Genomic DNA, 26,417 nt, shown 5'->3' with positions numbered 1-26,417 from the left:
ATGCGCAACCCGGATTCCCCGCTCGCCGCGCCCGTGTCTCCCGACGCGCCCGCCGCATGCCGAGGGCAGGGTCCGCTTGTCGGCGGCGCGCCCCTGGACCCGGTGGAGCAGGGCGAGCCGTCCGCGATCCGTCTGGTGCTGTCAGACGATCTGATCGTGGAGAGCCAGGACGAAACCCACGTCACGGTCGCCAATACGGCCACGGCGGCGCGCATGAAGCTGTCCATCGCCGCCTACCGCTTCCTGAAGGCGTTCGTGAAGCCGCGCCGATTGGACGAGGTCGTGCCTCCCGGGGCCGTGGCCGGCGCTCGCGCGCAAATCGCGAAGCTGCTGGAGAAGGGGATGCTCCTGGACGCGGACGCTCCGCGCGCGGGCCGCGCGCTCCGGCTGCGCACGGCGGTGCCTTACAGATTCTGCAGCGCGCCAGCCTACAACGCGGCCTCCGCGGCCGACGACTTCGTGGTCCTGGGCGTGCCCTACGATTTGGCGGGCGCCGATGACTGCCGGGGGGCGCCGTCGGCGATCCGGCAGAAGTCGCTCGATTACCTCTACCGGATACGCATTGAGGACGGTCGGTCGAAAGGCTGGTTCGATGCGAACCGGAAAACCTGGATCCTGCGGGGCGCCACACTGGCCGATGCCGGCGACGTCTACGTCGAATACGGAGAAGACCAGGCGGACCTGTTCGGAAGGATTGCCTCGGCCCTCGAAGCGTTCGGCGAGGGAACGGTGCCGGTCGTTCTCGGTGGGGACAGTTCGGTGACGTACGCCGTCGCCGCCGCGCTCCGGCGCCGCGGTTCGCTGACTGTCGTCCAGCTCTCGGCCAGGCCGGTGGCGAGCCCTTCGTCGGCGTCCGAGGTCATCGGGACGGATGAAGTCGCGGCTCGCCTCCTGCAACTCGATGGGATTGAGCGTTTCGTGAGCGTGGGCGGGCCGGAGGCGCCCCCCGCAAGCCCGGCGGACCGCGCGGTGCTGTACGACGTGCCGACGCTTCGCCAGGCGGGCTTGGAAACCCTGGCCCGCGACTGGGACGGGACCTCCGCCGTCCATCTTTCGATCGACCTCGGGCTCACGAAGCCGGAGTACATGAGAACGGACGAACACGGCTCCTCGGCCGGGCTTTCCCTACCCGAGCTCAGGAGCGTGATCTCGGCGCTGGGGCGGATGCATCGGATCGTCGGCATCGATCTCGTCGGCCTGGACATGCGGTCGAGGTACGCACACCTCTCCGCCGCGGCAGCCTGCGACCTCGCGCTGACAGCCATGGAGGCCTCCCGACAGCGCAGTGAGGCCGCGCGATGAACGGGGCGCTTCCGCGAATGTCGCTGTTCGACTGGCCGGACCGGGAGCGGGCACCTGCCGAGCCGGGCATGCTCTGCGTCGTGGGCGCGCCGACGGACCTCGGCAACCCGATTGCTCGTGGCGCGGCGAAGGGCCCCGCGGCGATACGCGAGGCGAGCCGGCGCTTGCCCCGCCCCCGTGTCGCGGGCTGCGATTGGGGCGACGTGGACGGGCTGGCGAATCTCGCCCGGTACCTGGAGCGGCTGGCGGAGACAACGAGGGAGCTCCGGGACCGCCATCTGTGCCCCTTGTTCCTCGGCGGCGATCATTCGATCAGCTACGCGCCCGTTTCGGTGCTGCAGGCCGCCGGAGACCTGTGTCTGGTCTGGATCGACGCGCACACGGACTTCAGCCCCTGGTCAGACACGGCGTTCCACGACCACAAGCAGGTGCTGCGCAGGCTGTCGAAGCTGCGCGGCGTGCGCAGAATCGTGCAGATCGGCTACCGGGGAATCACGGTGGGCGACGAGCGCTCGCTGGGCGATAGCGCCGTTGTGGTCACGTCGGCGCGCGCGCGGGGCCTGACCGACGCCGAGCTGCTGGCGCTCGTACCGGAGGAGCTGCCGTGCTACGTCTCGATCGACATCGACGCTGTCGACCCGTTCCTCGCGCCCGGTACCGGCGCCCCGGTGTTGGACGGCCTGCACCCGCTGCGCGTGCGCCAGATACTGAGAACGCTGGTGCGGAACCGCAGGCTCGCGGGCCTCGACATGGTCGAGGTCAACCCGACGCTCGACGTCGAGGACTCGACGAGCACCATCGCAGCAGAACTCATTCGAGAAGCCGCGGACCACTGGGATGCCCAGCTCCGGGGAGCCCGCTAGCTGGTGCATCCGCATGAAGACGATGCCGCGCTCCGCCAGGAGCGTGCGAGCCAGGTTCACTTCCCATCACCAGCGTCAGGCACAAGGAACAGCCGAATGAAAGCCACACCGATTCCCGCGTATGACCTCGAAGGGTTCCGGCAACTGCTGGCGGAGTCGCCGGACGTGCTCACGAGACAGCCCTGCGTGGTGAGGGGATTCACCGACAAGTGGATCGCCAGCAAGCAGTGGGTCGAGCTGGACGCGCTCAGCGCGGCGTTCGGGCACCTGCCCGTGACGGCCGGCGCTCCGCAGTTCGTGACCCACAAGCAGTCGAAGATGTGTCAGGTCATGACCGACTTCGGCACCTATCTGGAGTACGTCAAGGCCCCGGAGCGCGTCGACGCGCTCTTCGATGGGAAATGGTCGAAAGGCAGCGCGCAGTTGCTGCGTGAGCTCGGCCTGCCCCTGTATTGCGGAAACCTCCGGCTGGTCCGTCACGCCCGGGAGGAAGTCTTCTCGCAGATCGCTCCGGTCCTTCCGGAGCCGCTGGAGCACTTCAACAACGAGATTCCCTACTATTACCAGTCGGGCAACCACGTCTGGCTGTACGTGAGCCTGAAAGGCGCGCTCACGCCGCTGCACCAGGACAACAACGCGGTCATCGCCTACCTGGCGCAACTGCGGGGACAGAAGCGGGCCATTCTCTATAGCCCCGAGGACAAGCCCCACTTCTACAACCCCGCCGTGGGCTATCTGGATCCACTGGCCCCGAATGAAGACGAATTCCCGACCTGGCGGAAGGCCCGCCCATGGACCGGGTTGCTCAATCCGGGCGAGCTGCTCATCTGGGGACCGAACTGGGCGCATCACGTCGTCACGCTTTCGGACTCGACCACCGTCAGTTTCGACTTCGTCAACGCCCTCAACCTGCGCGAGTACGCGAAGTCGGTCGACTGGAGAGACGAGCTCGGCCGGTTCGCGAGAAAGAACGCGGAGCTGATTCGCTCCCGGGTTCCGGATCGCCGCGTCCATGAAGCGCTGACGGACGCAAGCTGCCCGGAGCTCGGGCGAGAGCTGATGATCTGCATCCTGCGGAGCGCGCTGGCCACGCCGCTGTCGGAGCGCTCGGCGCACGTCAAGCGCGAGCTGCTGGCGGCGCTCGAGGAGAGCGCGCCGTCGGCGCTCGAGACGGCAGCGCGTGGAGCGGTGTGATGGCTGACTCGCAACCTTCGGCGGTTCCGGCCGAGGCGCCTGCCGCCTCGGAGGACGTGCGGCTGGTCGTCTCGCCCGCGATGCGGGTCGAACAGCTCGACGCCAGCGCCGCGACCATCTTTCTGCAGTCGGATGGGACCCGGATCCGCATTCCCAGGGCGCTGTACGGACTCCTCCTCGAGTTCGAGACGCCTCGCAGCATGCGGGTCATCGTCGACGACGTGCGGTACGGCGCCAAGGCGGCTACGGCGCTCGAGCGCCTGCGCGCGAAGGGGTTCCTGGTCGGCGAGAACGCCACCGTGTCGAGCCGAAGGCTGCTCACGGACGCGCCCGTGCGCATCTTCGACGCGCCTGCGCAGAAGCTGGAGACCTCGCGCTCGGATGTCGTTGTCCTTGGCGTGGCCTACGACCTCAGCGACCGCTCGGCCGCCGGCGCCCGCGCCGGGCCCGCCGCGCTCCGGGATGCGTCGCTGCAGATCCTCTACGACGTGGACCGCCAGAACGGCAGGCCGCTGGGCTGGTACGACACGGACCGCCGACGCCCGATCCTGCGCGGAGTGACCATCGCCGACTGCGGCGACGTGTTCGTGCAACGTGGTGAGGAGCAGGCGGCAGTGTTCGCCCGCGTCGAAGAGGTGCTGGGCAAGGTGATGGGAGCCGACAGCCTGCCCGTGCTTCTCGGCGGCGACGCATCCATCGCCTATCCGGCCATCCACTGGCTCCAGGCGCGGCAATCGATTGCGGTCGTGAGGATCGCGGTCGACGCGCGCGGCCGTGGTCCCGTCCATCCGTCATTTGTCTCGCCGTCCACGTTGCCGGCGCACACGCTCGGCCTCGCTGGCGTGACCCGCTATGTGCACCTGGGTGCCGCCGAAGCGGCGGACCAGGACCTGGCCGGCTTCTCCGTCCTCTCCGCTCCGGCGCTGAGAGAGGCGGGAGGGGAGGCTGCGCTGGCGCGCTGTCTGTCGGACTGCCGGCATGTGTATGTAAGCGTGGACATCCGCTCGCTGGAACCACCAGGAGGGAGCGACGACGGCGTCGCGCCGAGCGAGCGCTTCGCGTACGCCGAGCTGCACAGGCTGCTGGGGTTGATCGGCGCCCAGTGTCAGATCGTCGGCATGGACCTGGGCGGCTGCATCCCGATGGCGCGCTGCTGGGGCGTCACCTCGATGACGGCGCTGCATGTGCTCTTGACCGCCCTGAGCGCGGCAAAGGATCGATAATGGAATGGAGGCATGAGGCGACGACGAGCGCCGGCGACGACGCGTCCCTGTCACTGTTCGGCTGGCCGCGCACGGAGGAGCGCTCGCCGCGCGCCCGCATCGAGGTGATCGGCGTTCCGAGCGACTGCGGGAACGGCGCCGCTTCCGGCGCGCGCTTCGGTCCGGATGCGATTCGGCGCGCCAGCCAGAGTCTTCGGCTGGAGGTCGCTGGCGTCGATCGAGGCGATGTGGAGGGCGTGCACGGCTATGACTGGGCCGATGTGCTGGTCAGGGCGCAGCAGGCCATCGAGCCGCTCGTCGAGGACGGCGCGATTCCCATCGTGCTCGGCGGCGATCACTCGGTCTCGTACGCGGCGGTCGCCGCGCTGAGGTGCCATCAAACCCTCAACATCGTCTGGTTCGACGCGCACACCGATTTCTGTGCCTGGCCGGGTGGGCGCTGGCACGACCACAAGCAGGTCCTGCGGCGGATCGCGGGTCTGGGGCACGTCGGCCGGATCCTGCAGATCGGCCACCGGGGCATCACCTATTTCGACGAGAGCACCCGCTCCGACAAGATGATCGTGATGCCGGCGAACGCCGCGCTCAGCACGCCGCCGGAGAGTGTGCCGGACCTGCTACCCGAAGGCGAGCCGGTCTACATCTCGGTCGACGTCGATGCCATCGATCCGCGCCTGGCGCCGGGGACCGGCCATCCGGTGCCGGGGGGATTGAGCGGGGAGCTGGTCGAGAAGATGGCCGGCCTCATCGCGTCCCGGCGCCGCGTCGTGGGCTTCGACGTCATGGAGGTCAATCCGCTGCTCGACCATCGGGACGTCACCAGTGTGCTCGCAGCGAGGCTGCTCGCCGCAATCGTGCCCATCCTCGCGTCCGGAGACGCGGCGCTCCGCACCCCGTTCCCTCCTTCCAGAGAAGACTGAGCCATGCAGACCAAGCAGATACCGGTGGTGTCCAGCGAGGAGTTCCGTCGTCTGGCGGAGCGCAATCCTGGACTGCTCCATGACAACCCGTGGATCGTCCAGGGCTACATCGAGGCATGGCCGGGCTATGCGAACTGGCAGCGCCTGGAGTACCTCCAGGAGCGCTTCGGGCAGCTCACGGCCTTCGCGAAGGCTCCGAACTTCATCACCAATCGCAAGTCGAGCCTGGTCAGCGTCGAGACCGAATTCAGCCGCTACCTGGAGTACATCCGCCATCCTGAGCGGGCACGGGAGCTCTACGACGGGCGCTGGATGGAAGGCGACTACGAGCAGTTTCTCGCGCAGGAGCTGCCGCTGTACTGCGGCACGCTGAGAATCGTCCACAAGGCCGACGACCCGGTCTTCGCCGAAGTTGAGCCGCTGGTCCCGGCGCCGCTGCGGCCCTGGAACCACGCGCTGCCCTACTACTACTCCCTGTTCAACCACTTCTGGTTGCTGGTCAGCCTGCCCGGGGCGCTGACGCCGCTGCACATCGACAACAACGGGACCATCGCGCTGATCGCCCAGCTCAAGGGGCGCAAGCGTGCGACGCTGTATTCGCCGGGCGATCTCCGCCACGTCCACAATCCGGACGTGGGCTTCATGGATCCCGAGCGGCCGGACGAGGCTGACTTCCCGACGTGGCGCCAGGCGGTGAAGTGGGTCGGTGACCTCGAGGTGGGCCAGGTGCTCTTCGTTGGCACGCAATGGGCCCACCATGTGCAGACGCTGGAGACGTCCATCTCGGTCAGCTTCGACTTCGTCGACCAAAGCAACCTGGCGGCATATGCCGTCTCGGCCGGCTGGGCGGAGGTGTTCGGCAAGCGGCTCAAGTCCAGCCCCGAGGCCGTGCGGCAGAAGCTCGGCGGGCGAGTGCCGCCGGCCGACTTCGACCGGCTTTCCCCCGTGACGCTGGGGCGACGCGTCATGGCCGAAGTCCTGCGCGCGGCGCTGAAGGAACACGACGATTCCGAGGTGGCGCGCACCCGGCGTCTCTATCTCGCCCATCTCGAGCAATGCATGGAGCAGGGCGATTGCGCCGCCGGCGACCTGCTTCGCGCCGCCACGCAAGTGAGCGGCCGGGACGCCCTTCATCTGCGATGAGCGGCAAGGAGGCTGGCATGGTCCGCACTGGCGGCGACACGGCTGCGCTCGAAGGGCTATTCCATGAACGAGGCATCGCGGTGGCGTCGGAGCAGACGCTAGAGTCGGCCCTATGAGCTCGATCGGCATCATGCTCGAAGAGGCGCGCCAGTCCTGGCGCGGGTTGGTGCGCCGCCCTGGATACTTCATCCTCGCGGTCGCAACGCTCGCGCTGGGCGTCGCCACGGTCACCATCGCGTTCTCGCTGCTGCACCAGGCGCTGCTGAAGCCGTTGCCGTTCCCGAGCCCGGAGCGGCTTGTCACGCTCGGAATCGAAGTCGAGAAGGACCACAACATCGCCGCCCCGCAGTACTACCCGCTGCTGAAATCGATGCGGAGCGTGGAGTCAGCCGGAATGTTGATGGGCTGGACGACCAATACGAACGTCGCGTTCGGCGACCAGGCCGAGGTGGTGACGGCGCTGCGGGCCGATCGCGGCTTCATCGAGACACTGGGGCTGCCGCTCGTGGTCGGGCGCAACTTCAACAGCGATGAGGACCGACCCAACGGGCCCGAGGCGGTGATTCTCGGCCACGACTTCTGGCGGATGCGCTTCGGCTCGGATGCGTCGGTCGTGGGCCGGACACTGCAGATCGAGGGCCGGCCCGTCGAGGTCGTCGGCGTGCTCCCGGAAGCGTTCGTTTGGCCGGACCGCTTCGACCTCCTCATGTCGCTCCAGCCGGACCTGACCGCTCGTGACCTTTCCACGAACCAGGTCGTGGTGGCGAGGCTCAAGCCCGACGCCACCGTCGCGGGCGCGGCCGCGGAGACGCGCGTCGTGCTGACGGCCATGCTGGACAGCCACGGGGGGGCGACGGAGCGCCAGCGGGAGTATCTGCGGCGAAATCCGCCGACGGCCCTGCCGCTCGCCACGAGCGTGTTCGCGCGCCGTTCCGGGGACGCGATCTGGCTGTTCCTGGGAGCGGCCGCATGCGTGCTGGTGATCGCGGCGATCAACCTCGCCAGCCTGATGCTGCTGCGTGCCCTGTCGAAGAGCCACGACGGAGCGGTTCGCGCCGCGCTGGGCGCCCCCTTGAGCCGCCTGTGTCTGCCACCGCTGGCGGAGGGCGCGTTGGTGGGGCTGGTTGGCGCCGTCACCGGCCTGGGACTGGCGTGGGGAGGCCTGCGGACCCTGGGCGGGCTGGTCCCATCCGAGTGGCTGCGCGGTGAAGCCGTCGCGCTGGATGGCTCCAGCCTGGCGTTCGCGCTCGCGGCGGGGGTGGCGACGGCGGTGGGCGCGGCGACGCTGGGCATCCTCCGGAGCCAGAGCAGCGAATTGGCGCGCGAGCTGATCGGGGGAGGACGGAGTGGTTTGAGCCAGCAGAGTGGCCGTCTGGGGCGCATGCTGGTGATCGCGCAGATCGCCGTGGCCGTGGTGCTGCTGATTGGCGCGGCGCTGTTCATGCGCAGCCTGCAGAAGCTCGAGGCCGTCCCCATGGGCTTTCAGAGCCGCGCGGTCACCACGTTCACGCTGGCGCCGGTCAAGGAGCGCTACGTCGAAGCGAGCGACGCCGTCGAGCAGACCCGCCGCATTCTCGAGCGCTTGCAGCGCTTCCCCGGAGTCGAGACCGCCGGCGCATCGACCAACCTGCCAACAGGCTCCCAGCTCAACTACAGCATGGTTCTCCCGGACCAGCGCACCATCACCGGTCAATACCGGCTCAGCAGCCCGGGCTTCTTCGAGAGCTTCGGCATTCCCGTGCTTGCCGGGCGCGGCTTCGACGACCGCGACGACGCGGCGGGCGAGCTGGTCTGCCTGGTCAGCGCCGCCTTCGCCCGTGACTACCTGGGCGGGGAGCCCCTGGGGAAGATCGTCACACTGCCCATGGACGAGGGGCCGAACATCGCGATGCGGGTCATCGGCGTGGTCGGCGACGTGCGCCAGTTCGGGCCCGGCGAACCGCTGCCGCCGACGCTCTATGCGCCATTGGCGCAGATTCCACCGCCGATCTGGGCGCTGCTGCGCGAGTTCGGACCGCTCAGCTATGCGGTCAAGCTGCGCTCCACGACCACGGGGGTGGACGAGCAGGAGCTGCGGCGCGCGATCCAGGAAGTCGCGCCGCTGCAGCCGATCTCCAATCTCCAGCCGATGGAGGCCATCGTCGCGTCCACCACGAGCCAGCAACGGTTGAATCTGTTGCTCGTGGGCGTGTTCGCCGGACTGGCGCTCTTGCTGGCCTCGGTCGGGCTGTACGCGGTGATGGCGGTGGCGGTCGCATCGCGCCGGTTCGAGTTCGGCGTGCGCGCCGCGCTGGGGGCGCCGCAGTCGCTCATCCTGCGGGGCGTGCTTCGCGACGCGGGCATGCAGATCGGTCTGGGACTGGCGATCGGGCTCGTGATCGCGATGGCCTTCTCACGGCTCGTGCGGAGCTTCCTCTTCGGGGTCAGCCCGGCCGATCCGCTGGCGATCGTGGCGGTGCTGGCGGTGCTCGCCTTGGCTGGTTTCGCGGCCAGTCTGGTGCCGGCGCTCCGGGCGTCGCGAGTCGAACCGATCGAGGCGCTGCGGGTCGAATAGTCCGCGGCCCCAGCCATCCCAGCCGGAGACCCGAGGCGAAGGACTCTCCGGCTTGTCGTGGACCGCGTGAAGGGTGTGTGATGGGAGGGTGAGCCTTCCCGCCGAGCAGGACCCCCGTGGCACGCCGGCCCCTCAGGGGCCTTCGCCCGTCACTCCGGTCGCCATGCGGCCGGCGCGGGACGCGCGCTATGACTGGGCTGCGGAGCGCACGCTGCTGGCATGGATACGCACCGGCCTGGCGATGATGGGCTTTGGCTTCGTGGTGGCGCGCTTTGGCGCCTTCCTCCGGGCGCTTGGCGGCTCCGCGTCCGGGACGGCCCCAGACGCCGGGCACGCATCCGCGTCCATGGTGGCCGGTGTGCTGATGGTGGCTTTTGGCATGGCGGCCAATGTCGTGGCTGTCCACCGCTTTCTGCGCAACCACCGGGCGCTCTCCCGGGGCGAACCCGTGGACCCCTCTCCCACGGGCCCCGCCGCGCTCGCCGTCTTCGCCGCGCTCCTTGGGGCCGTCCTGGTGCTCCTGCTGGGCGGCGCCCTGCTGGCCTGACCACGTGGTGAGCATCTCCATTCCGTTGGTCGTCTACTTCGTCGTCATGTTCACCAGCGCCTTCTTCCTCTCGCGGAAGCTGGGCTTCAGCTACGAGGAGACGGCGTCGCTGTCCTTCACGGCGGCCGGCAACAACTTCGAGCTGGCCATCGCGGTGGCGGTGGGCGTGTTCGGCATGGCCTCGGGGGATGCGCTGGCAGGGGTGGTCGGGCCGCTCATCGAGGTGCCCGCGCTCATCGCGCTAGTCTACCTGTCGCTGTGGCTCAAGCGCCGGCTCTTCCCCGAAGCCCATGACGCCGTGCTGCCCCGCCGCTTCGAGCGCACCTCGCTACCTCCCTCGGAGTCCTCACGATGAACACGGTCACCTTCGCCTGCGTTCACAACGCCGGCCGCTCGCAGATGGCGGCGGCCTTCTTCAACGCCCTGGTGGACCCGGCCAAGGCGCGTGCCGTTTCCGCCGGGACTCAGCCCGGGGGGCGTGTTCATCCCGAGGTGCAGTCCGCCATGGCCGAGGTGGGAATCGATTTATCGGGCGCCAGGCCCCAGCGCCTCACGGGCGAGCTGGCCCAGGGGGCTCAGTGGCTTGTCACCATGGGCTGTGGTGACGCCTGCCCCCACGTGCCGGGGTTGATGCGTGGTGACTGGCCGCTGGAAGACCCCAAGGGCAAGCCGGTGGAGCGCGTGCGCGAGATTCCATGTGCATCTGGCTGCACATGACGCCAAGGGGACTTCGCGAGCGATGAGAAGGCTCGCGGCGTCACCCGGGCGGCTTCGGCCAAGCCGGGATCAGGCGCCGAGTGACATTGCCGGCGTCCCGGCAGGCGCCCAGAACCCGGGCGGCTTCACCTGTGTCCGCCGTGTCATGGCGTCCTTGCCCCGGTGAGGCACTGGCGAGCGCGTCCCCGGACTCTCGCCCCTCCATGCAGAGGTGTGCAGGACGCTCCAGATTGGGGAGGGTCCTCGGAATCTGGAAAGGAGCGACACCCATGCTGGACCCTTCAAGGATCGAGGAAGGCATGACGGTGCTTGACTGTCGAGGCAGGCGGGTCGGCTGGGTGCTCGGAGTGGGACAGGGGCACCTTCACGTCGGCCGCGGCTGGCTCAGCGTCAAGGACTACGTGTGCCAGGTCGAGCGCATCACGGATGTGCGAGGAGATCGGGTCGTGCTGGACTGCCGTGGAAGGGACCTGCTGCCCGCTTCGGCCCAGGATGAAGCGCACTACGTCTCCGCCGGTGACAGCCCAGGCTTTCTGCCTGAGCGGGACGAAGCGGCGGCCCGCCCGGGCCCCTCGCCTGAGAGGGCGCAACGCAGGAGCGTGGTAGGGCGGCCACGCCTCCTCCGTAAGCTGTGGAAGCACTAGACCCGCGCTCGCAACGCGCATGTCCTGGAGACCGGTGCGCCGAGGTGCCACGGCTCATGCCGGGTTGCAGAGGTCGTTCCCGGCGGCCGACGTGAGCGCTGAACGGCAGGGGGAGGCGCGAGCGCGCGGCGGAGGGACGTCAGATTGCGGGGGCCGTGCGGCTGCGTGCGCTGCATGCACGTCGACACCCGGGGTGGCGAATGGTGCGCTTCGAGGACGGTGCGGCCCTACGTTCGCGGCCTTCACCCTCGTGGCGCGAACAGCCCGTGCGGAGCGGCTGCAGGGGGCGCCCCGCCGCGTCCTCCCAGCATGAGGCGAAGGCCGAGGCCCAGCGGTGCCATGGCATGCCGCCCAGGGGGGCGCGTCAACACTCCGGCGCGGTACCGGAGCTCGGCGATACCAGTTCCTGGACCAGCCGGCGGACCGCCTCGATGTCCACGGGCTTCTCCATGTACCGGTCGGGGTGCTCGTCGAGGAACTCACGTGCGCGCTGGGTGAATGCTCCACCGGTCAGGAAGAACATCCGGTTCGCGGACTCGGGCGCGGTTCGCTTGAGCTCGTCGAAGAGGTCCATCCCCGTCATCTCCGGCATGAGGAGGTCGCAGAAGATGACATCGAACGCCTGGGCCTCCATGCGTTGGAGCGCCTCTGTACCTCGTAGCGCGACCTCCACGTCATGCTCGGGGGCAAGCAGCCTGCGCAGCGAGCTGGCCACGGCCGCATCGTCGTCCACGATGAGGATTCTGCGCCGTCCGACGGGGGGCACCTCCGTGAGCTTCTTCTTCTTGTGTTCATCGGGGCGGGGGGCGGATGCCGCGGCGGGCAGGACGACGCGGAAGGTGGTGCCCTTGCCCACTTCGCTCGACACGGTGATCTCCCCGCCCATCCCCTTGATGATGCCGTGGCAGATGGTCAGCCCCAGGCCCGTGCCGACGCCCACCGCCTTGGTCGTGAAGAAGGGGTCGAAGATGCGGTTGCGAACCTCGGGAGGAATGCCGGGGCCGGTGTCCTCGACCTCGATGACGACCTGGCCCGAATCGTCCATCCGGGTCCTGAGCCGGATCTCGTTCTGGTCCACCCGGCCGCTGGGAATGGCCTGGGCCGCGTTGATCAGCAGGTTCAAGAAGACCTGCCCCAGGCGTGCGCCGTCTCCCTCGACCAGGGCCACCGCGCCGCAGTCCTTCACCAGCCGCGCGGAGTGACGTATCTCGTTCCACGCCATCTTGATGGACCAGGCGAGGACCTGCTCCACATCGATGAGCTCGTGCTCGTTCGTGTCGGAGCGGGACCGTGCCTTCAGGTCGCTCACGATGCGCCGGATCCGGGCTGCGCCCTCCCGGGTCTCACTCACGACTTGCGCCAGCTCCTGGAAGTCCTCACCCGGGTAGGCGCGCTCCAGCCGGCTCAGCTCGCCAGCGAGGTAGTCGAGGTTGCTGGTGACGTAGGCCAGGGGATTGTTGATTTCGTGGGCGACCCCGCTCGCGAGCGTGCCCAGGGATGCCATCCGGTCCGTGACCAGCAGCCGGGCCTCCAGCTCCTTCCGCTCCGTCACGTCCTGGGTCACGCCACTCATCCGGTTGCACCGGCCGAATTCGTCATAGGTCGCCCGGCACCGCGCGCTCAGGGTTCGAAGGGCTCCATCCGGCCGGATGATGCGGAACTCCACGGCGCAGCCGGCCGCGTTCACGATCGCCACGTCGAGACACCGCCGCACGGTGTCCCGGTCCTCCGGGTGGACGTAGGTGTCGAAGGCGTCATAGGTCGTCGGAACTTGCGTCGGATCGAGACCGAAGATCCGACAGAGCTCCTCGGAGAACACGAGCTGCCCCGTCGTCAGGTCCCAGTCCCAGCTGCCCGCATGCGCCAGCTCCTGGGCCTTCTTCAGCAGGGCTTCACTGCTCTGCAGCCGCTCTTCCATCTGCTTTCGCTCGGTGATGTCGCTCACCATGGCCAGAGCGCCGGCGTAGCTGCCGTCCAGCGCGAGCACCGCGCTGGTCGACATCATCGTCCACAGCTCCGAGCCGTCCTTGCGGCGCAGCTTGACGTCGAGCGTGTGCGAACGCTCTTTCAAGAGATGCTCGCGGACCTGCTGCGAGTCGGGCGTCAGGAAGGTGGCCGATGGCCGCCCGAGCATCTCGTGCGGCGCGTAACCCAGCATCTCCGCCATCCGGCGGTTGACGAAGAGGGTCCGGGCGTCCTGGTCCACCACCCAGATGCCCTCGTGCGCGGTCTCGACGATTTGCCGGTACTTCGCTTCGCTGGCGCGCAGGGCGGCCTCGGCGAGCTTCCGCTCGGTGATGTCTTCGTTCGTCCCCACCAGCCGCACCCCGGTCCCCGAGGTGTCCGGTCCAGCCCTTCCTCTCACGAGCACGTGCCGGCACTGGCCATCCGGCCGGACAAGCTGGATCTCGCGCGCGAACTCGCCGCCCTCGCGGAGCAACCGCTCGAGGTTCTCCCGAAGCGCCTCCCGGTCTCTTGGCTGCGTGAGGGCAAGGGCCTTATCGATGGAGGGCTTGAACGTCGCCGGGTCGACTCCGCAGATGCGGTAGACCTCGGGGGACCAGTGCATCCTGTCTTCTGCCGGGACCCACTCCCAGCTCCCCAGGTGTGCCAGGCTCTGGGCCTCCTCCAACTGCGCCGTGCGCTCGGCCACGCGCTGCTCCAGGACGCGGGGAATGGCTTCCACCTGGGCCTGACGCCGGGCAGTGTGGCGCAGCTCCGCGAGCGTCCGCTGGATGCTGGCCACCAGGAACAGGTTCGTGAGCGCCAACCAGCCCACATGCTCGAGGATGAGCCACCACTCTTCCTCCACCAGGCCGGGGACGGAGCCGGGCAGGAACCATCCTCGGAGGATGTGCTCCAGGACGACCACGCACGTGGCCGTCATCAGCACCTTCCAGTCGCGGTAGGTGGCGAGCACGGCCAGTGAGCCGGTCACATAGAAGTAGGAATCCAGCCGGCCGCCGCTCACGTGCACCAGCACCGAGGCCCAGAGCAACTGGGCGGTCGCGATGACGTGCCGCGTGAGCGGGTACCCAGGCCGGAGGCGGGCCAGCACGATGGGGATGCCGCTCAACACGGCACCGAGCAGGAGCGCCCCATGGACGTTGTCCAGGGGCCACGCGAGCCTGCGCATCCAGGTGTTCGTCGACAGGAGGATTGATGCGGCGACGGCCAGCATCCACTGGACGAAGAGCAACCCCGCGAAGAGGTGGTCCACGCTCACATGGCCCCTGCGCAGTTGCTCGGAGAAGAGGACCTCGCTCCTTTTCTCGTCACCGATGGAGAGCCGCGGCTCGCGACGCACGTCGACGGCGACCTCGGCGGCACGGGCTTTCATCGGGCGCCGATGGGGTGGGCTGGATGCTCCTGGCTCACCATCTCGCCTGGGCTCACTGGGGCGATGGCCGCCTGGGGCCACCCGCTTGGAGCTCGTCCACCAGGAGGCGGTCATGCGTTCCTCTGGTTCTTGCGCCATCGGAGGTCCGGTCAGGAGGGGTGGGTGGATAGGTCGTCGTCGTCGGTCTGTGCCTCGGAGGAGGCTCTCATCGTGCGGCCCGCCACCTCGTACTGCTTGAGGAGCCGGCGGAAGTTGGAGCGGTCCAACCCCGCGGCGCGCGCCGCGTTGGAGACGTTGTTCCCGAATTTCTCCATCAACGCGGAGAGGTAGCGCCGCTCGAAGGCGCGAATCGCCAGGCGCTTCGCCTGGTTGTAATGCAGGTGCGCCAGGCTGGTGACCTCGGTGGGCGAGCTGGCCCTGGGGGCCTCGGTGAAGCCCGGCGGGAGGTCCTCCAGGTCCAGCACCTCGTTGAAGGTGAGGACCAGCGCGCGCTCGATGACGTTCGCCAGCTCGCGCACGTTCCCCGGCCACCGGTTGCCGATGAGCGCCTCCATGGCGGCAGGCGTGAACCCTGTCACCTTCTTTCCCATCTTGGCCGAGTACAGCTGGAGGAAGTGGTGCGCCAGCAGCGGCACGTCCTCCGGGCGCTCACGCAGCGGCGGAAGATTGATGGCGATGACGTTGAGCCGGTAGAAGAGGTCCTCGCGGAACCGTCCCTGCTCCTTCGCGCGGGACAAGTCCACGTGCGTCGCGGTGATGACCCGCACGTCCACCTTGATGGGGTCGTTGGCGCCCACGCGCTTGACCTCGCCCTCCTGGAGCACGCGCAGCAGGCGCACCTGGGTGGCGGGTGGGATGTCGCCAATCTCGTCCAGGAAGAGGGTTCCGCCATGCGCGACTTCGAAGAGCCCTTTCTTGTTGCCGGTGGCGCCGGTGAAGCTGCCCTTCACGTGGCCGAACAGCTCGCTCTCGAGCAACGTCTCCGACAGCGCCGAGCAGTTGACCGCGACGAACGGCGCGTCCTTTCGTGGGCTGCGGAAGTGGATGGCGCGGGCCACCAGCTCCTTGCCGGTGCCGCTCTCGCCCTGGATGAGCACCGTGGCCGTGGAGTGGCTCACCATCTCCGCCAGCTTGAAGACGCTGCGCATCTGGGGGGACTGGCCGATGAGGTCCTCGAACTGGCTGCGCGCGGTGAGCGCCTCCTCCAGCACCCGGGTGCGGTCCTTGAGCGTCTTTCGCTCGACGGCCTTCGCCACCGCGAGGCTCACTTCGTCGATGTTCTCGAAGGGCTTGGTGAGGAAGTCGTAGGCGCCCGCTTTCACGGCCTCCACGGCCATGCCCACGGTGGCATAGGCCGTCATCATGATGACCTCCATGTCCGGGCGCTCGGCTCTGATGGCGCGCAGCAGGTCCATGCCGGTGAGGTTCGGCATCTTGAGGTCCAGCAACGCGATGTCAATGGAGGGGTCCTTGGCGGCCGCGACGCCCTCCACCGCGTCATTGACGGAGACGACCAGGTGGCCCTCCCGCTGGAGGATGGCGGTCACGGCCTTGAGGACGATGGCGTCATCGTCCACGACGAGAATCTTCGCGCGCTTGCACTGCGTCATGGTGCCTTCCTGCACGATGTTGGAGCGGGAATGAGGACGGAAAAGCGTGGGCCCTTGCCGGCCGGGCTAGCGAACGTGTGCTCCCACTTCCGCCTGGCGTGACGGAGCGCCTCGGTGCGCTGCGGGAGCAAGGCTTCCAGGTCGGCGCGGAGTGTCTGGAGTCGCTCGTTTTGTTTCCATGACAGCCTGTAAAGAGAGGCGCTCTCTGATTGCAATAGATGCTCTTTGAGAGCAGTTGTTACAGGTCGTCTCGGATGATTGTCATTCCGAGTCTTGGAGATGGTGCGGATGGTGTTGAGCGCGTTCCGTTCATCATCCACCACGCGCAGCCGGCGCCGTGGTGATATCTCGTGCTTCTTGAATTGTTCCACGGGAGTAGAGCCTTGACTGGAGTTTGACGGATTCTCATTGCAAGTGTGCGACCAATGCGTCGCACCGCCTCAGTCTGAAACACTTGGGCCTATGCGATGGGTTGCCAAGGTGGGCCGTCAATAGGTGACGGTCACGACCAGTGTGTCGGCATAGGCGCCCGTGGCCGCCTTCTGCGCGGCGGGGATTCGCCCGAAGACCGGGATGGTCACCGGACTGCCGTCAACGATGACCTGGCTGCTGGACGTCCCGGACAGGCCATTGCCCCAGACCTGGCTGCGCGCCGCGTCGAGATAGAGATTGTACTCGAGGACAATGGGACCGTTGTACATGGCGCGGCGCAAAGCATCACCGGAGCGGCCTGCGTCCAGCGTGAGTACCACGGTCAGTGGCTCATTCATTCCCACGCAGGAGACGGTGATGCTACCTGTGGAGTCCAGCGGTGCCATGCTGAAGATGTCGTAGGCGCCGAAGCTGCAGCCGACCACGTCGAGCGAGCAGGCCGCCTGGGCGTGCGCGGCGGGAGCCCCGAGCGCGGCGAGCGCCAGCAACCAGCTTCCGAGTCGCGGGATTCCATGTCTCATCGTTGGCACCTCTGGCGGCCCACCTCGGTGATGCCATCTGCCTGGGACGGAACGGTGAGGACGAACACGCACGTCCCGGCTTCCGAGTGAACGGTCGCCCGGTAGTAACCAGGCTCCAGGTCCTCCAGCTCGAACTCGCCATCACGACCGAGCGGAGAGCGGCGCTCCTGCCGCGATGGCGCACCCAGCGCGACGGAGAGCTCTCCGAAGGAGGGGACGGTTGCTCCGCTGGCCTCGTCGATGACCACCGAGCCGCGGACGGCGCGAAAGCGTCGGGCATTGAACCGGACCAGCGCGCCCCCCCGGAACACGGGTGCGATGGCCCGCTCCACCTCGGGGACGTCAAACCCTGGCGGCAGGTCCTCCTGTGCGATGGAGACGCGGTTCGCGTAATAGGGGAGCAGCCCCGGCACGACGACGGCGCCCGAGGTGTTGGTGCGCCCGATGTCCTGCTGGTTGAGGAGGACTCGGACGCCGTCTGCTCCCGGCACCCGCACCAGCGCGAACCCCTGCTCCACGCTGCGGGTGGGCAGCACCACGCCATCCATGGCCACCAGCGCGCCAGAAAACTCGGCCTGCGGTGTGAAGACGCCATCCCGCCATCCGGCGCCCGCCGCGGCCCGTCCGATGGCCCCCGCGTACTCGACCCGCGCATCGCCCTGGCTCCGTGGCCCGTGCTGAGCCTGCACGCGGTAGCCAAGCCCTCCTCCGAGCGGGGGTGTCCGCACCACGTCCATCGCCGTGGCTCCGGGGCCCGGGCCCTGCTGGCGCCAGAGCCGCGCGGAGGTCCGCTCGCCCACGAGCACGGACAGGGAGAGCAGGCCCTCCCAGGCGGCGGACCGGGCGATGCCGGCGGCGCGGCTCGCCGACAGCGAGAGCGTGAGCGCACGCGTCAGCTGCAGGCTGCCGAGCGCGGTGGCGCGGAAGCTCACGCCCTGGTCCCGCCAGCGCAAAGCCGTGGCCTGGACGCCCAGCGAGCCAGCGCGTCCGAGCGCCATGCTCACCGAGCCGCCGGCCTCCAGGAGCGGGCGCTCATCCTCAGGGTCCAGGCTGACGGTCGCGTAATGGTCCGTGGTGCCGCGCGCGAACAGCCCGATGCCGAGCCGCCGCTCCAGATAGGCGTACTGCAACTGGCCCGTCGCGCCCGCGCGCGGGCCCACGAGGCTTCCGGACAGCGCCAGCGACAGCTCGCCCACGGGGAGCCGGCATGCGAGCTCCGGGCCCGCGGAGACGCGGTCCAGCGCGGCCTCCCACCGCCCGCCGGCCGTGAGCCGAGGACCGAGACCTCGCCGGTAACGTCCGAGGAGGGCGGGGGGGCCGTAGTCGAAGCTCTTCGTTGCCAGGTTCTCCCGGCGAAAGCCCGCGGACAGCGCGAAGTCGCTCATGCCCGGCGCCAGCAGCCCGGACGCCAGATAGAAGCGCTGGGTGACCTCGCGTGTGCGGCCGAAGGCGTCCCGGAGCACGTAGCGCGCATCCGTCGCGCCGCGCGTCAGCGGAAGGTCCTGCATCGAGAAGGGGCCCGGCGGCAGGTCCAGCGTGCGCACCAGCACGTCGTTGACGTAGACCTCCAAGGTCGAGGGCGTGGTGACTCCGTCCGTGACGTGGGCGCCCGGGACGAAGAGACCATATGGGTCCAGGCGGAACTCGCGCGAGACGTGCAGCCCCGTGAGCACCGCGCCGCCGCCGAGGGGGCCGGTGGAGACGATGGCGTCTCCGGCCATCCAGCGGCGGACCCGCGATGGCTCGTCGCGGGTGAGCTGGGTCAGCCCCCGGACGGGTGCGCCTCCGGGCGCCCAGGTCGCGGTGCTGGTGAGGAGCAGCCCGCGCAGGCTCCAGCCGGCATCGGCGGTCAGCGCGAGCTCGGTTCCCCGGAGCCGGGCGGCGTAGTTGAGGAAGGCGCTGGCGGGCCTGGAAATCTCCAGGTCGGTCGGGCGCGTCCCCGCGCGCAGGTCGACCTGGGTCATGGGCAACGCGGCGAGGGAGGCGGTGAGCCTCAGGAGCGCCGCTTGCTCATCGAGCGAATAGCGAAGCTCCGGCGCGGCCTCATCCACGGCGAGGTACGTCCGGCCGTCCAGTTGCTCACGCCGGCCCGGAAGCATGGCCACCAGGATGCCGGCGTCGAGAAGCTCGCGGGTGTCGATGAGCAAGAGCCCGTCGCGCCGCACGGGGAACACCTCGCCGCGGTCCACGCCGTTGACCTCCAGGGCCAGCACGAGCCGCTCCATCGAGGCGGCTTCTTCGGCCACCGCGCTGGAGGCCGCCAGCCAGAGCGCGAGCGCCACGCCCAGACGGGCGGGACGTGGCCGTGGCGGCGCAGCGCTGTCCGCTGTGCACGCGTCGGGCCCTTTGCTCACCACGGGCATGTGCGGTCGGCCTCGCCCGTCTGGGTGGACAGGGTCGGGCCGTTGGTGTGTGCGTCGATGGTGAACCGTTCGACGCGGTGGGCGACGCGAGGCTCGAGCGGGAGCGCGTACTCTCGACGGCCCCCTGCGAGCACGTACCAGCCTGGAAGCTGCTGCTCCATGACGACGGAGCCCTGGGCGTCCAGGCCGCGGACGCGGACCTCTCGCACCATGAAGTGGGTGCTGCCGGTGTTCCGGACCGCGAAGGCGAGGGTGCCCTCGCGGGTACAGGGCTTTTCGAGGACCCCGGTGCTCGACTTGCTCACCGGGGCCACGAATATCGGGATGGACATCCGCGTGAGCACGCGGACGCCAGGAGGTTCACTGCCGTCGCGGACCCGCGGCGGCAGTTGTTCGATGATGAGCCGGTACGTGCGCTCGGCGTCGCCCGCGCCGCTCGCCACCCCGACGCGGACGTTGCGTGTCTGCCCGGGCTCCAGTGTCAGGAGCGACGGGAAGAACGATACGTCCTGCGTGGCGTCGAGCTGGATTTCACCCCGTGGGGTCTGCTCCCAGGAGAACGCGGAGACCTGGAGCCTGAGCGGCTCCTGACCCTGGTTGTGCACCGTCAGCACCGCGGTGCGGACCCGGCCATGGATGTCCACGCGGACTGGACTGACCTGATAGTCGGAGGCCAGGCTGCTGGTGGTGGCCAGCAGCAGTCCCATGAGGAGGGCGGGAGAGAAGCGGGTACGCCGAGCCATGCTCATCATCCGGCTGCGTGACTAGAAGGTGATGGTGGCGACCACGGAGTCGTTGTACGTGGCAGCCGGGACGTTCTGCCCGGCGGCGATGGTGCCGAAGATGGTGATGCTGGTCGCGGTGCCGGTGCCCAGGTGCGGCACGCCGGTTTCGGCGGTGTTGCCCCAGGCCGTGGTGCGCGGCGCGTCCTGGTAGAGCGCATACGCCAGGAAATTGGCGGCACCGTCAGACATGCGGCGCAGCGGCGCCATTTCGGTGGAACCCGTGTCCGAGTTGTTGCCCTGGCCCAGGGTGATGACCGCGCCAGAGCCGCTGGTGCAGGACACCGTCACGGAGCCCGTGCCGTCCAGCCCGGCCGCGGCGTTGGCCGACACCGGGTCATACGCACCGAAGGCGACGGCGGCGGTGCTGATGGTGCAGTTGGCGGAGACGGTGGCGGAGACGTTCAGGTTGCTCGTCGCCGTGCCGGCGAGCGCGGGCGAGGACAGGGTGAGGACGGCGGCGAAGGTGGAGGCGAGACGCTGCGAGGGCTTCATGGATGCTTTCGTTGGGTGAAGTGGAGCTGCCACGCCGTGTTTTTCAGGACCGGCGCTTGTGTTTGCGTATGTACATTTGTCGTGCCAAGGCCTGTGCTCGCCTGCGGCGGGGCGTATTCAAGGTCGCCGCGTACCCTGACGAAGCCAGCGCAACGTCCAGGGCCGCGTGTGTCGCAGAGCGCGCGTCGTGGAGTGGCGGCTCGTGGGTGGACGCGGCTCCGGTCCAGGGCCTTTGACCCATCGACCGGGCAGGCGTGAGCGGCGCGTTCCATGGCCTGTCGTTCCAGGCGCACGGTGGGCGCGCCGGTCCGACGAAACGTGGACCCTGGCGGACGAGGATTCCTCGTGGCCCGGAGCGGCACTCCCGGTGAGGCGCGGCGCGGCAGGGCCCCTCAGCGAGGGGGCGCGGCGGGATGCCGGATGGCCTCGTCGAGGAAGAGGCTCATCGACACCGCATCGGGCTTTGCCTGCTTCACGGCGTGAGTGGCGAAGGCCCGGCGGATGATGACGGCGCGCAGCCGCCACGGGTAGGCCACCAGGAATGCGAGCCCGGGAAGCGCCAGGGCGCTGATGGCGAGCACTCCGAGGGCCGGAACGCCGGCGACCGCGGAGGCCACCAACAGCGGTGTCACCACCAGGGGGGCGGCCACCATGGTGGTGAGCAGCAGCCACCGCTCCGTGAAGGACAGGTCCTCTGTCAGGCCCACCCGCAGCTTCTCCGGATGCCGGGCCGCGAGGATGAGCACGGGCATCAGCTCGTCGCTCGTCACGCCCAGTTTCAGGACGATGCGCAACGGCAGCGGCAGGCCTGGCGGCAAGGCGCGCAACAACAGGCGCTTGGCGTGGCTCATGTCAGGGCTCCACCGAGATGGGAGGCGTCGGGCCATCCGCGTTGAAGCGGAGGCGCACGCCGCGGAACACCACCGAGCCTGTCTGCTGGATGGACGACCAGAGGCTGGCCGCGGCGGCCAGGTCATGGGCGCCTTGCAGCCGGGCCACCAGCCAGACGAGCAGGATGATGGCCTGACGCTCACGCGGGGCGATGGGGTCGGCGAGCTGCGCGAGGCCCTCATCGAGGGCCGCTTGTACCTTCGCGAGCGCGTCGGACCGACGGCGGAATGCACGATTGAGTTCGCATGATGTAGCAGCCACGTGAGCGTTCTCCTGCGGTGATGGAACGTGTGTCCGTGGAGCGTCACTGCGAGCGCCGTGCCGCGCCTCGCGCTGCGTCCGCATGCGGGGATGCGAGGCGGGTGGTTTCCTCCAAATGGGTCTCCCGCAACCCGGCGGGAAAAGCCCCTGGCCCGGGCGGACCTCAGTGGGTGGTCTCGGCGAGGGTGAGGCGGTTCGAGCCCGGCTCCTGCACCGTCGTCGGGGCGGCGCTGGCCGAGCGCTCCATCGGGAGCTCGATGCGGACGGTGGTGCCCTCGTTGAGCTGGGAGCGGATGGCGATGGTTCCGCCGCTGCGGCTGACGATGCCATACGTCGCGGTGAGTCCCAGGCCCACGCTCTGTCCGATATCGCCCGTCGTGAAGAAGGGATCGAAGACGCGGCCCAGATGCTCCGGGGCGATGCCCCGGCCCTCGTCCTGGACCTCCACGACGACGGTCTGCTCCTCGTCCCGCGTCCTCACGAAGATGTGCTGCCCGGGTTTGACGGCCTGACGGGCATTGCGCAGCACGTGGCCGAGCGCCTGGTCCAGATGGAGGGGAGACAGCCGAGCTCGGGCCTTCGAGGCCAGCTCCAGGACCACGTCGTCCGTGGTATCGCCCAACTCCTTTCGTGCCGCGCGGATGACGGAGTCGTTGACGGAGGCCTGCTCGCTTCGGGTGATCTCCAGGCGGGACAGCTCCCGGAGGCTGCGGACGATGCTTCCGACTCGCTCGCCTCCGGTGAGCGACTCGGCGATCAGCTCGAGCCCGTCCCGCACGTTCCAGTCGAGTGAGTCGAGGTCCACGCTCGACAGGGCGCGGCCCGCTTCGGCGCACTGCCCGCTGGAAAGGGCGCGCGCCGCGGCGCGGATGGGCTCCAGGCCCGACGCCATCTCCTGGAGGTACTCAGAGAGGTTTCGGAGGTTGGAGAGCATGAACGCGAGGGGATTGTTGATTTCGTGAGCGGCCCCGGAGGCCAGTTGGCCCACTGCGGCGAGCCGCTCCGACTCCCGGAGCTTGGACTCGAGGCGCCTCTCCGCGGTGATGTCGCGGTAGTGCACCACCACCTCGCGGCTCGACGCCGTATCGAGTCGCTTGAAGCCATGGAAGGCGAAGAGGGTGCCATCCGGGAGGGCGATGTCGCCCGACAGCGCCGCCTCCGGCGTCTCGGCCAGCGGGCAGCCGGCGCAGGGGGTGCTCTGGCGGGCCAGCAGCTCATGGCACTTGCGGCCCCCGAGCTCCGTCACGGAGACCCCCGCGCGGCGGGCATATGCGAGGTTGGCGCGGCGGACCGTGAAGCCGTCCTGCAAGGCGACGGGCTCGCCGATGGAGTCGAAGGTCGCGACCCACTCACGCTGCGCCTTGGAGATCTGCTCGGTGCGTTGGCGGACCTTCTCCTCCAGCCGCGCGTTGGCCTGGAGGACCTCTGCCCGGCTCTCGTACAGCTCCTGCCAAAGCTGCGCGTTGTGCACGGCGATGCTGACATACGGCGACAGGTGCTCCAGGCACTCGAGGTCCCGGGCGCTGAAGACGGGCCGCTCCACGCCGCGCACCGCCTCGAGCACGCCGATGACGTCGCCCGCGAACAGCAGGGGAACGGCGATGACCGAGCCGGGAACGACGCCGGTGACGGCACCCTGGGACGTGCCCAGCTCGGTGCACTCGCGCTCGCTCGTCACGCGCATGGACCTGGCGTCGCGGGCCACCTGGCCGGCAATGCCTTCGCCCGGACGGCGCCGGATTCGTGGCGCCGTGCGGCTGCCGGGCCAGCGGGGCTGGAACTCGAGGTCTCCCGTCGCGCGGTCGACGAGCAGGAGCACGGCGCCATCCGCGTCGCAGAGGTCGCGGGTGCAGGACATGGCCTCCGCGACGAGGTCCGACACGGTGGCCTGGGACGCGATGGACTGGGCGTAGTGGCTCACCCGCTCAGCGCGCTCGTGGCGCGCGAGCAGGTCCGTGTCGGACCGCGGCTCCAGTCGGGCGCGCCTGCGTGCCTCGGCGCGCTCCACCGCCTCTCGCACCAGGGCCGCGTCCTCGAGCGTCTCCACGCTGGACGGCAGCAGGCGCCGTCCGTCGTCCTGGGCGGGCGGTGGGCCCCAGAGGATGGCGGCCCCGCGGACGCTTTCGATTTGCGCCACCAGGGCCTGCCAACCCGGCACCTGCTCGCAGATAACGACCTGGGCCCAACCCGCTCGGACGGACTGAGCCGCCTCGGAGGCGCTCGCGCGCCACCAGGGGAATCCGGCGGCATCGAGTGCGCCCTGGAGCGCCGGCGGCACCGTCGAACGAAATACGAGCGTGATGGGCAGCGTCGTCATGCGTGACTCTGGAGGGCTCAGGCCGGTGCGACCTCGGAGTCCCCTTCTTCGGTGAGGAGGATGGCGCCCTGCGCGTCACGGACGATGGATGGAAGCCGCGGCGGCTTCGAGGGCATCGTCGGAAGCGTCGGGAGGACCCGGTTCCGGGCTTGCGCGAGCAGCTGGCGGTTTTCGCGCTCGCTCCGCTGCTGCTCGAAGGCAAGGTTCAACATCACCCGGAGCTCCATGTCATTCCATGGCTTGGTGAAAAACCGGTAGATCTCTCCGTGATTGATGGCATCGATGGCCGTCTGGATATCGGCCTGACCGGACAGGATGATGCGGACGCAGTCGGGATGCCGGTCGCGTGCGAGCTTGAGGAACTCCAGCCCCGTCATTCCAGCCATCATGTGGTCGGAGATGACAAGGTCGATGGTGCCGCTCCGGAGGAGTCGCAATCCCTCGAAGGGGTTGTTGGCGTGGACGATGTCATAGCCCTCATTGCGCAGGCAGCGGCGCAAGGCATTGATGACGCTCAACTCATCGTCCACGAGGAGTATCTTCTTGGGGGACATATCAATCATGGGAGGGCACCCATCCATGCGGACCCAATTCCGCTGTCGTGAGCGATGGTGGGGATTGCAAGCAGCACGCCGTGCCTGCCTGACCACGGTCACCTTGCTTCCGCGCTGGGCGCAGGTGGGTACATCGCGGGATGGCGAGTAGGTGGTGACTCAGCGTGGAGCCGAGCTTCGGAGGAGACGCCTCGTGTGTGCGCCCTGGCGCTGAGCGGAGGCGGCCAGGGCACCGAGCGATTGCTACGGGCCGTGTCTGGGTAATCCCGGAGTCAATGCCTTGCTCGTGCTGTCGTGGCTCGCGGGGAACTCGCGAGACAACCGCGACTAGAGCGACTCGGTCAACGCATCGCCATAGTTGATGCGCCCCTTCATCCCCAGACAGAGCACGGGTTCGATCTCCGCGTCCTCGTCCGGCATGTGCGCGGTGAAGCTCAGATTGAAGCGCAGGCTCCCATCCTGGATGTAGGGGAACAGGTTCACGGTGTCATTGCCCGGCAGGTGGAGCTCGGTGGTGGCGGAGGCGGGGCCGCTCCACGTCGCCATCACCGTGGGCTCGCTGCGCGCAGAGGCATGGACGGCCTCCAGCTCCAGCGCGTCCAGCAAGCCGAGGTTGCCTCTCAGCGCTCGGAAGGTGGCGCGCCGGAAGCGTACGTCCGCGTTCACCAGGTCCAGGTCCAGCGGCAACGCGTCCTCGAGCTCCACCTCCAGGCTGAGGGTGGGGGTGAAGGTGCCTTCCATCGGCAGGGCCGGTGTCTGGAATGCGTAGGGCTTCATGCGGGCGCAGACTTCAGGAATGTCGATTTCACCGTAGAGGACCTCTCCACAGCCGGAGAGGAGGGAGACACCCGCGGCCAGCGCGAGGCGGAAGGAGGAACTGCGACCCAGGGACATGAACGGGACTCCGTTGAGCGGAAAGGCAAGTGGATGGGGGAGGGCCGCGGCGGCGCTCAGCCCAGGTACAGCAGGAAGCCGAGCTTGATGGTGGGCAGGGTGCCGCTCACGCGGGGCGTGGTGATGCGCTCCACCGTGACGTCGGCGTTCCGCGCCTCGGACCAGGGCTGCACGCCGTGCACGTCGGCGCGCACGTAGGACAGACCGCCGCGCAGGAAGAACGAGAAGCGTCGGGGGCTGCCCACCTCCAGCCCAAGGTGGGCATTGGCGAAGTCGTACCCCACGCGTTCCAGCAGGAGGCCCGCGGGGCCCAGCGCCCCCACGAATCGTTCGACGGTGGCGCGCGCGTTCTGCTCTGGCAGTCGGCCGGCCTCCGCGGTCAGGGTCGGGCGCACGAACCCCTGCCACGGGATGAAGGAGACCCCGGCGCGAGCTCCCAGCGCGATGCCGTTGTGCACGAGGCCGCCATGCAGCCGGAGCATGCGCAGCGGGCGGAACGCGAGCGACGCACCCGCGCCTTCGGGCACGCCCACGTCCAGCATCAACCCCAGCCACGGCAGCGGGGACGTGAGGTCATGGACCTCCGCCGGGTGCGTGGGTGGCGTGGGGGAAGCCGCGACATCCAGGCCGGGAACGCGGGGCGAAGCCTTCGTCGTCGGCGCTGGTGAGGCGGGCTCGGGCGTCGTGAACAGGGTATTGAGGAGCAGGGGGCCGAGCAGCACCAGCGACATCGTCGGGAGGCCTCGTGTGTGAACGACGGGGAGGAAGCGCACGGTCGCGCTGACCGTCGCTGCTTTGAGACTGCAAGCACGAGGCCAGCGCGCAGCGGCCGCATGCTTCCTGTCACGAG

Annotated in this window: 22 protein-coding genes; 10 read left to right on the top strand and 12 right to left on the bottom strand. The window is 68.9% G+C overall.

Annotated features, from left to right (window positions below):
• From VZL07_RS37785 to VZL07_RS37740, 10 genes are all read left to right on the top strand, one after another.
• Entirely contained in the window at positions 1–1,302 is a 1,302-nt protein-coding gene (locus VZL07_RS37785) for an arginase family protein (RefSeq protein ID WP_426752830.1), read from the top strand.
• Positions 1,303–1,319: 17 nt separating this feature from the next.
• On the top strand, positions 1,320–2,165 hold the full coding sequence (locus VZL07_RS37780; protein ID WP_426752828.1) for an arginase family protein: 846 nt from the start codon (positions 1,320–1,322) through the stop codon (positions 2,163–2,165).
• Positions 2,166–2,261: 96 nt separating this feature from the next.
• The gene (locus tag VZL07_RS37775; protein WP_426752826.1) at positions 2,262–3,359 is read left to right on the top strand and encodes a cupin-like domain-containing protein; all 1,098 of its coding nucleotides are present in this window, start codon (positions 2,262–2,264) and stop codon (positions 3,357–3,359) included.
• Positions 3,359–4,582 carry an arginase family protein gene (locus tag VZL07_RS37770; RefSeq protein ID WP_426752825.1) on the top strand — a complete coding sequence of 408 codons (1,224 nt, stop codon included), beginning with the start codon at positions 3,359–3,361 and terminating at the stop codon, positions 4,580–4,582. The genes VZL07_RS37775 and VZL07_RS37770 overlap by 1 nt, the downstream gene beginning before the upstream one ends.
• Positions 4,582–5,502: an arginase family protein gene (locus tag VZL07_RS37765; RefSeq protein WP_426752824.1), complete on the top strand. Its 921-nt coding sequence runs from the start codon at positions 4,582–4,584 to the stop codon at positions 5,500–5,502. The genes VZL07_RS37770 and VZL07_RS37765 overlap by 1 nt, the downstream gene beginning before the upstream one ends.
• Positions 5,503–5,505: 3 nt before the next feature.
• On the top strand, positions 5,506–6,645 hold the full coding sequence (locus tag VZL07_RS37760) for a cupin-like domain-containing protein (protein WP_426752822.1): 1,140 nt from the start codon (positions 5,506–5,508) through the stop codon (positions 6,643–6,645).
• Positions 6,646–6,757: 112 nt separating this feature from the next.
• Positions 6,758–9,199, top strand: coding sequence for an ADOP family duplicated permease (locus tag VZL07_RS37755; RefSeq protein ID WP_426752821.1), 2,442 nt, complete (start codon positions 6,758–6,760; stop codon positions 9,197–9,199).
• A gap of 88 nt (positions 9,200–9,287) precedes the next feature.
• Positions 9,288–9,746 (top strand): YidH family protein, encoded by a 459-nt coding sequence (locus VZL07_RS37750; protein WP_426752820.1) that lies wholly within the window; start codon positions 9,288–9,290, stop codon positions 9,744–9,746.
• 7 nt (positions 9,747–9,753) lie between these two features.
• Positions 9,754–10,101, top strand: a complete 348-nt coding sequence (locus VZL07_RS37745; RefSeq protein ID WP_426752819.1) for an arsenic resistance protein — start codon at positions 9,754–9,756, stop codon at positions 10,099–10,101.
• Positions 10,098–10,463: a low molecular weight phosphatase family protein gene (locus VZL07_RS37740; protein WP_426752818.1), complete on the top strand. Its 366-nt coding sequence runs from the start codon at positions 10,098–10,100 to the stop codon at positions 10,461–10,463. The genes VZL07_RS37745 and VZL07_RS37740 overlap by 4 nt, the downstream gene beginning before the upstream one ends.
• 1,008 nt (positions 10,464–11,471) lie before the next feature.
• Here VZL07_RS37740 and VZL07_RS37735 read toward each other — a convergent pair.
• The 12 genes from VZL07_RS37735 to VZL07_RS37680 all read right to left on the bottom strand — a co-directional run bounded on the left by VZL07_RS37735 (position 11,472) and on the right by VZL07_RS37680 (position 26,298).
• A complete protein-coding gene (locus VZL07_RS37735) occupies positions 11,472–14,447 on the bottom strand; it encodes a PAS domain S-box protein (RefSeq protein ID WP_426752817.1) in 2,976 nt (991 codons plus the stop codon).
• Positions 14,448–14,596: 149 nt separating this feature from the next.
• Positions 14,597–16,057, bottom strand: a complete 1,461-nt coding sequence (locus VZL07_RS37730; protein WP_426752816.1) for a sigma-54-dependent transcriptional regulator — start codon at positions 16,055–16,057, stop codon at positions 14,597–14,599.
• A 488-nt stretch (positions 16,058–16,545) separates the two neighbouring features.
• Positions 16,546–16,977, bottom strand: coding sequence for a Csu type fimbrial protein (locus VZL07_RS37725; protein WP_426752815.1), 432 nt, complete (start codon positions 16,975–16,977; stop codon positions 16,546–16,548).
• Positions 16,978–17,006: 29 nt separating this feature from the next.
• Positions 17,007–19,292 carry a fimbria/pilus outer membrane usher protein gene (locus VZL07_RS37720; RefSeq protein WP_426752814.1) on the bottom strand — a complete coding sequence of 762 codons (2,286 nt, stop codon included), beginning with the start codon at positions 19,290–19,292 and terminating at the stop codon, positions 17,007–17,009.
• A 68-nt stretch (positions 19,293–19,360) separates the two neighbouring features.
• Positions 19,361–20,116 carry a fimbrial biogenesis chaperone gene (locus tag VZL07_RS37715; RefSeq protein ID WP_426752813.1) on the bottom strand — a complete coding sequence of 252 codons (756 nt, stop codon included), beginning with the start codon at positions 20,114–20,116 and terminating at the stop codon, positions 19,361–19,363.
• Positions 20,117–20,137: 21 nt separating this feature from the next.
• Positions 20,138–20,650, bottom strand: a complete 513-nt coding sequence (locus VZL07_RS37710; protein WP_426752812.1) for a Csu type fimbrial protein — start codon at positions 20,648–20,650, stop codon at positions 20,138–20,140.
• Positions 20,651–21,042: 392 nt separating this feature from the next.
• Positions 21,043–21,501, bottom strand: a complete 459-nt coding sequence (locus tag VZL07_RS37705; RefSeq protein WP_426752811.1) for a hypothetical protein — start codon at positions 21,499–21,501, stop codon at positions 21,043–21,045.
• A gap of 1 nt (position 21,502) precedes the next feature.
• The gene (locus VZL07_RS37700; protein WP_426752810.1) at positions 21,503–21,802 is read right to left on the bottom strand and encodes a hypothetical protein; all 300 of its coding nucleotides are present in this window, start codon (positions 21,800–21,802) and stop codon (positions 21,503–21,505) included.
• Between the two features lie 163 nt (positions 21,803–21,965).
• Entirely contained in the window at positions 21,966–24,119 is a 2,154-nt protein-coding gene (locus tag VZL07_RS37695; RefSeq protein WP_426752809.1) for an ATP-binding protein, read from the bottom strand.
• Positions 24,120–24,136: 17 nt separating this feature from the next.
• Positions 24,137–24,682, bottom strand: a complete 546-nt coding sequence (locus VZL07_RS37690; protein ID WP_426752808.1) for a response regulator — start codon at positions 24,680–24,682, stop codon at positions 24,137–24,139.
• A 318-nt stretch (positions 24,683–25,000) separates the two neighbouring features.
• The gene (locus VZL07_RS37685) at positions 25,001–25,567 is read right to left on the bottom strand and encodes a hypothetical protein (protein WP_426752807.1); all 567 of its coding nucleotides are present in this window, start codon (positions 25,565–25,567) and stop codon (positions 25,001–25,003) included.
• A 56-nt stretch (positions 25,568–25,623) separates the two neighbouring features.
• On the bottom strand, positions 25,624–26,298 hold the full coding sequence (locus tag VZL07_RS37680) for a hypothetical protein (RefSeq protein ID WP_426752806.1): 675 nt from the start codon (positions 26,296–26,298) through the stop codon (positions 25,624–25,626).
• Between the last annotated feature and the right edge of the window lie 119 nt (positions 26,299–26,417).

The organism is Pseudomyxococcus flavus (assembly GCF_050038885.1).
In the GTDB taxonomy this organism is placed as follows: domain Bacteria; phylum Myxococcota; class Myxococcia; order Myxococcales; family Myxococcaceae; genus Myxococcus; species Myxococcus flavus.
Note: the sequence above shows the minus strand (reverse complement) of the source record. Positions and strands in the feature narration are given on the sequence as shown.